Origin of the sequence: Romboutsia sp. (assembly GCF_051659545.1) — a bacterium.
Lineage (GTDB): Bacteria > Bacillota > Clostridia > Peptostreptococcales > Peptostreptococcaceae > JBOFOR01.
In genome coordinates, this window is the sequence record NZ_JBOFOR010000070.1 from 1 (window position 1) to 6,442 (window position 6,442).

The 6,442-nt window shown below is 28.5% G+C and carries 6 protein-coding genes; 1 reads left to right on the forward strand and 5 read right to left on the reverse strand.

Translation table 11 applies throughout. The features are described from left to right. Window positions 1–204: 204 nt before the first annotated feature. The 4 genes from ACRC03_RS03815 to ACRC03_RS03830 form a co-directional block, all read right to left on the reverse strand. Entirely contained in the window at window positions 205–948 is a 744-nt protein-coding gene (locus ACRC03_RS03815) for a GNAT family N-acetyltransferase (protein WP_438651226.1), read from the reverse strand. A 3-nt stretch (window positions 949–951) separates the two neighbouring features. After that, a complete protein-coding gene (locus ACRC03_RS03820; RefSeq protein WP_438651227.1) occupies window positions 952–2,265 on the reverse strand; it encodes an MATE family efflux transporter in 1,314 nt (437 codons plus the stop codon). 346 nt (window positions 2,266–2,611) lie between these two features. Continuing rightward, window positions 2,612–3,499, reverse strand: a complete 888-nt coding sequence (locus tag ACRC03_RS03825; RefSeq protein WP_438651228.1) for a DUF4846 domain-containing protein — start codon at window positions 3,497–3,499, stop codon at window positions 2,612–2,614. Between the two features lie 78 nt (window positions 3,500–3,577). Further along, a complete protein-coding gene (locus tag ACRC03_RS03830; RefSeq protein WP_438651229.1) occupies window positions 3,578–3,961 on the reverse strand; it encodes a VOC family protein in 384 nt (127 codons plus the stop codon). A gap of 199 nt (window positions 3,962–4,160) precedes the next feature. Here ACRC03_RS03830 and ACRC03_RS03835 point away from each other — a divergent pair, with 199 nt between their 5' ends. After that, window positions 4,161–4,928 carry a GNAT family N-acetyltransferase gene (locus tag ACRC03_RS03835; RefSeq protein ID WP_438651230.1) on the forward strand — a complete coding sequence of 256 codons (768 nt, stop codon included), beginning with the start codon at window positions 4,161–4,163 and terminating at the stop codon, window positions 4,926–4,928. Window positions 4,929–5,069: 141 nt separating this feature from the next. On the opposite strand, the gene ACRC03_RS03840 is transcribed toward ACRC03_RS03835, so the two are convergent. Then, window positions 5,070–6,305: an ABC transporter permease gene (locus tag ACRC03_RS03840; protein WP_438651231.1), complete on the reverse strand. Its 1,236-nt coding sequence runs from the start codon at window positions 6,303–6,305 to the stop codon at window positions 5,070–5,072. Window positions 6,306–6,442: the final 137 nt, after the last annotated feature.

The following is a 6,442-nucleotide window of genomic DNA, read 5'->3' on the forward strand; positions in this document are numbered from 1 at the left end:
TCAAATTTTTCTAGGATTTCATCCCAATTTATTTCACTTTGTTCAATTGACATAGTTAGCCTCCATATTCAAGTTTTTATACTTGATATTTTAGCTAAAAAAATATTGGCATTCTAGTCGGATATTCTTTGACGCTTACTATACATCTAATTTTATTATTTTATATAAAAAAATTAGGCTTAGTGTAAATCTAAGCCTAATTAATTATTCACAAACTATTCCAAACCATTCACAATGTCCATAAGCTTTAAAACCACATTTCTTAGCCAGCTTATGAGAAGGTGTGTTGGCATTTTCAATATGTAAATATGGTGTAATATTTTTATTGATTTGTTTATCTACAAGTGCTAAAGTAAGATCAACTGCATAGCCTTCTTTTCTGTATTCTTCTCTAGTGTACATAGGTCCTAATGAATTATCTTTATGTGTTAAAAGCCAAGATGCTAATTCTCCATCCTTTAATACACATACAGAAGGTCTATTTTCAATACTTTCTTTAATAGCATAAATACTTTCTTCATCTTTAAAAGTATAATATTCATCCACAGTTTGAGCCTCTTCGATATTTAAACCTCTAGTATTACTCTTTACGTTTTCAAACTCAACATTTTTATGAGGATAATAATATAAAGTACAAGGATTTGCCCATTGTATTTCATATCTATTTTTTATTTTATTCGCAATTTTACTTTTTACTCCACTAAAACCATATTCTCCTTTTTCTGAGAAAAATTCTTTTAAAGCTAAGTCTATAAATTCATCTTTTTCTGTGTAAATATAATTGAAGTATCCATCATTTACAAGAACTCCTGTTGGAGATTTTTCATCATCCACATAAATTTTTGCTTCTTTTGAGTTTTCTACTATACCAAGTATGTTAAGATTAGTAACCTTATCTTGAGATAGCAAGCCACACACACTCTGTGTTAATTTAGTTTCATAGAACATTACTTATATCACCTTCTCTTTCCATTTATCTTTCTTAAAATAATAAATAATCATTGCTGCTTCTATAATTACTGATAAAGATACTGCTAACCAAACTCCATTTGTACCCATATTTAAATTTATTGCAAATAAATAGGCAAGTGGCAGTTTTAAAACTACATTTGCAACTATTGAAGATATCATTGGTGGCAAAGTATCTCCTGATCCTTGGAATACTCCACCTAAGATTATAGAAAAAACTACAAATATCACTCCTACGTAAACAATTCTTAAGTAAGATATACCTGTACTTATTACTTCAGCATCATTAGTAAATATGGCCATGATTTCTCCTGGAAATATAAAATAAGGTATTGCAAATACTGCCATATTTATAATGGCAAGCTTTAGTCCAGACTTTACTATCTTGTAACATTCGTCTATATTATTACTACCAATGTTTTGTCCTACTAATATTGATATTGATATTGAAAGCCCATTTAAAAATATAAAGGTATAGTTTAATACTTGTTGACCAGCACTAAAAGCTGCACTACCTGCTTCTTTTCCTACATAGTACACTAGACTAACCATTAGCATACCTGTAAAAGGTCTTGCTAATTCTTTTATACAAGCCCAACTTCCGATTTTTAATATTCTGCGACTAATATTTGTAGATATTTTTAGACTTTTTACAAAAATAGATATTTTTCCTTCATACAGTTTTTTTATCACTATAATATTTATTAATATAAAACTAAATATTGTTGAAGTTAAAGTTGCTATAGCGGCTCCCCTTACACCTAAATCACACTTATAGATTAATATTAAGTCTAATATGATATTTAATATGTTTGCTAATCCAAAAATATAAAGAGGTGTTTTAGTATCTCCTAGTGCCTGTATTATAGTTCTCATAGTTGATGATACAAATACTAGCACTGTGCCAGAAAATACGATTACAGAAAATTCATATGCATATTTTAGAGTTGTCAAATCTGGATTGAATAATACTTTCAAAACTTGCTTTGCATAAATACAGCACAAAATACTACAAATACTGCCAATTACTAAGGACATTATATAAGCCTGCCCACTTATCTTCTTTACTTCCTCAAGGTTACCTTCTCCAAAGTACCTTGATACTAATGCTATTACACCTGATGAAACTAATGTAGATAGTACAAAAATTACTGTAAGAGCAGAGGTGGCTATTCCTACTCCCGCTAGTTGGCTAGTTCCAAGTCTACCTACAAATATCATATCAACTGTTGCTAGGAGACTTTGTAAAATCATACCTGCCATTACAGGCCAGGATAGTTTAAATATTTTATTCATTTTACCTCACATCACTTTTTTAGTCTAAAGGATTCTTTTCCCTTTTTATATTGTAGTATATTTTTTTGAAACAGATATGTTTTTTTTGAATATTTTTAAAATTTAACTATTTTATAAATAAAAATACAGCAAATCCTTTAATTTGAATTTTCCTCGCTAAGCTAAAATTTCAAATCTTTTTTTGCTGTATTTTTATTATATTTATATTACATGATTATTTATTGTGCTTCTTTTATAACTCTACCCTTATTTTATTTTCATCATTTAAATCTACATCTTTTGTCATAGGTATTGCTATTTTATTATTATATCATAGTTAGTAATGTTAAACCCACCTATCAACAAGCTAGATGATTCTTTTCAAGTTTGATTTTTCAAAAGTCCATTCTGGAGTTCTTAATTTACCATCAAAACTAGTGCTGTACCATGGACTTATTTTATTATTATTTGGATTTATCAAAAGTTGAGTTTCTTGAGCTGGCATATAACTTTGAGCCAACATAAATAGTGTTTCTCCACTTTCTTTATTTTTTGCCATGTCTACTACTATTACTGCATGTCCAGGACTTCCTCCTACTATAAAAATGTCTCCTATTTTCATATCATCAAAATTTATACCTTCAGCTTCTTTATCTAAAGATAAGGTTCCTGAGTATGCAAATACCATGTTCATATAACTTCTAAAGTTTTCATATGAATCATCATATCCAGTTTTTTCATACCAACTGCTTCCACTATCACTTACATTTATTCTATAGCCTTCTAACCATTTACTGTAGCTAGCCTTAAATCCATCTACAAAATTAAAGCTAATTTCATCATACCTTTTATTTTTATATAAATACTCAGCTTTAAGTAGCATAATTGCATCTGCACATTGGTGCAAATCTCTATCTCCTATATCTACTTTAAATACACTATCATAAACTCCACTTTTGTTTTTGTTACTTCCATTATAGTATTTAACTTTTTCACCATAAGGTTTTAATTCATAAGTTCTTAAATACTCTTCAAAACTATTATTATCAACTTCTACTCTCGTAAATCCTTTTGGTGCTTCATATCTTTCTTTTATAGTATTTTTCTCTTTATTTACTATTATAACTTCATTTATATTCTCTTTTTTATAGCTATGTATTTTGTTACTTTCTCCTTTTGTATCTGTAGATGTACAACCTACAAACATTGTTCCTACTAATATACTGCCTATAATTATAATAGTTAATTTGTTCATAAATACCCCTTTAATAACTAGTTATTTTTAATATACAAGTTTATATTAATTATAACTTTAATTTATAAATGCTACTATCTAAAGTGATACAAATATCTCATGTATATTTCCATCAGGGTCTGCAAATAAGGCTGTTCTTTGATTCCATGGCATGTTTTTGGGTCCATATATTGGCAGAGCTCCCTTTTTTATTAAATTTTCGTAAGTTGTGTCAACATCCTCTATACTTTCACATGGAAAAGCCATCTCAAAAGCTTGTCCTAATGTTTTTTGCTTATATTCTTTAGTATAAGCGTACATTACATCCCTCATACATATAGCAAATCGTACCCCAACATTTTCAAATTCAACATAATTTCCAAGGTCATTAATAATTTTAAATCCTAGAACTTCATTGTAGAACTCTTTCATTCTGTCTATATTATCTGTCCAAATTGTAATTAAATTAATCTGTGCTTTCATTGATTTCCTCCCTATAATTCCACCAATTGTATTTGTAATTATATTTTTAATATCAATAGTAATTAGGTTTTCAACTCAAAAACTATCTTACTCTTTATTATAGTTTATTTTAACTTAATTGTGGTTACTATTGCTAATGCTAATTTCAAATATCTATGATACCATATAGATAAATATAAATTTATAGAGGTGATAGGATATGACAAATAAAGATATTTTAGAGATTGCAATGAAACAGTCAGCTATAGATGCAAATTGTAAAATTGGTGACTTTAAGGGCAAAGATAGTGTAATTATTGAGTCTATAAAAAATTCAAATGCAAGAAGATATCTAGAGTTACCCATTGCTTGCAACTTAATTTCTTACGGACAAAACATAGTAGCTTCAATTCAGATGGAATATAAAGATATTGTTGAAAAATATATAAGTAAATATCAAGTAGAACATTGCTTTGAAACACCTAATATGCACATATTGAATAATGAGTTTGAAAAATATGGTATGCAAGTTTGTTTTATGGCAGAATATTTTCTCCCTGACATTAATGAGTTGTATGTTCAAAACTGTAAGTATGAATTGAAAGTGTTAGAACAGCAAGATTTTGTTGATTTATATTTGCCACAGTGGTCCAATGCATTAAGTCAATCAAGGAAACAGTTAGATGTATTAGGTGTTGGAGCATATAAAGATAACCAACTAGTGGGGTTAGCAGCCTGTTCGGCAGATTGTGAAACAATGTGGCAAATCGGTGTTGACGTCTTACCAGATGTAAGACAACAGGGGATTGCATCTGCATTGACTAGTAGACTTGCAATAGAAATTCTAGCTAAAGGGAAAGTACCATTTTACTGTTGTGCATGGTCAAATATTAAATCGGTACGCAATGCAATAAAGAGTGGGTTTCGTCCAGCATGGGTAGAGATGACCATTAAATCCAAAAAATTTGTTGATAGTATTAATGGGTAGATAATACTATTACAACTTCCAATTTATCGCTTAGTTTAAATGAACAATCTATATCCCTTACGGACTAGATATAAAACAACAAACTTCAATTTTAAGATTATTCTTATATATCCCTATGAAGAAGGATAAGTTAATATCCTTCTATATACTTTCTTGTCTAATATTATCTATAATATTTTCTTTATTAAGCTTTTTCATTGGTATATAGGCTGATACAAAAGTTATAATAAATACTGCTACTACAGATATTAATATTGCTTCCCATGGTAAAACTAAATTAAATGATATTACATTAGCCATAGTTCTATTCATAACCATTGATAAAATTACGCCTAGAGGAATTCCAAACAATAATGATATTACTCCATATAAAATACTTTCTAAATAGATCATTCTATTGAATCCTTGTGGAGTAACTCCTATAGACTTAATAATAGCTAGTTCTCTTTTTCTTAAATTAATATTTGTACTTATAGTGTTTACAATATTAGTAACACTCACTAGTGAAATTACAGCTATAAATCCATAAACAAATATTTGTATTACAAAGTAACTTTGGTTCATATCTTCAACTATTTCTATTTCATTCATAAAGTTCCAGTTATACTTTTCAGCTAAATCTTGTATAACCTTTATTGTACTTTCATCATTTTCACAGTCTATATACATGTGATTTTTATTTAAATCATTAATTCCTAGATTTTTAGCTACTTCATCATAAGTTAAAAAACTAAGACCTAAATAATTATGTGTAATATCTCCAACTATTTTTTCATCACTTATAGCCATTATTTTAAATTTATCTTTACTTGTATTTCCATCTGAATCAACAAACTCAGCTTCTATTACATCTCCAACTTTGTAGTTTGTAAGAGTTACTTCTCCTCTTTTTCCTGGTTGTTCATAGTAAGTTTTATTTATTAGTATTACTCCATTTTCCTTCATAGCTTCATCTTTTTCAAAACTTCCATCTACTAATTTAATATTACTAATTGCCTTATCTCCAGGGAATCTAAGAGTGTTATTGTTTGATTTATGAACAATATTATTTCCTATTTTCTCTTTAGGGAAATTATTATTGAATAGTTCTTTTTCCTCTTCCTTTAAGTTTTTGTTTATGTTTTCTTCTTTAATGTTAATCGCTAGATTTAGATTATTTTGCCAGTCGTATGACGCATAGTTTTTGATAGTGTTCAACTTATCTAATTCTTTGATTATATCTTTAGTTATTTCATTATTATTTTTGTCATCATCAGTAATAGCACTAAGTTCTAGATTATAATTCATTTCACTACTTCTAATTCTTTGTGCTGTTAACATCACCTTCATAAATCCACTAAATGAAATAAATATTACAATACTCATAATCAATGACATTGACACACTCCCTACAGCTAAAGCAGAGGGATTCTTGGTGGCTAACGACTTAATCACACCTAAACGATATAATCAGAGGTTGTTACAAAGCCAAGCAAAATAGACGGTGTCTTCGCCACTACTACCTTAAAGTTGTT

What these genes read in the sequence shown, in the direction of transcription:
- ACRC03_RS03815 (WP_438651226.1), bottom strand. Translation starts at nt 948, where the DNA reads ATGTTCTATGAAACTAAATTAACACAGAGTGTGTGTGGCTTGCTATCT.
- ACRC03_RS03820 (WP_438651227.1), bottom strand. Translation starts at nt 2,265, where the DNA reads ATGAATAAAATATTTAAACTATCCTGGCCTGTAATGGCAGGTATGATT.
- ACRC03_RS03825 (WP_438651228.1), bottom strand. Translation starts at nt 3,499, where the DNA reads ATGAACAAATTAACTATTATAATTATAGGCAGTATATTAGTAGGAACA.
- ACRC03_RS03830 (WP_438651229.1), bottom strand. Translation starts at nt 3,961, where the DNA reads ATGAAAGCACAGATTAATTTAATTACAATTTGGACAGATAATATAGAC.
- ACRC03_RS03835 (WP_438651230.1), top strand. Translation starts at nt 4,161, where the DNA reads ATGACAAATAAAGATATTTTAGAGATTGCAATGAAACAGTCAGCTATA.
- ACRC03_RS03840 (WP_438651231.1), bottom strand. Translation starts at nt 6,305, where the DNA reads ATGTCATTGATTATGAGTATTGTAATATTTATTTCATTTAGTGGATTT.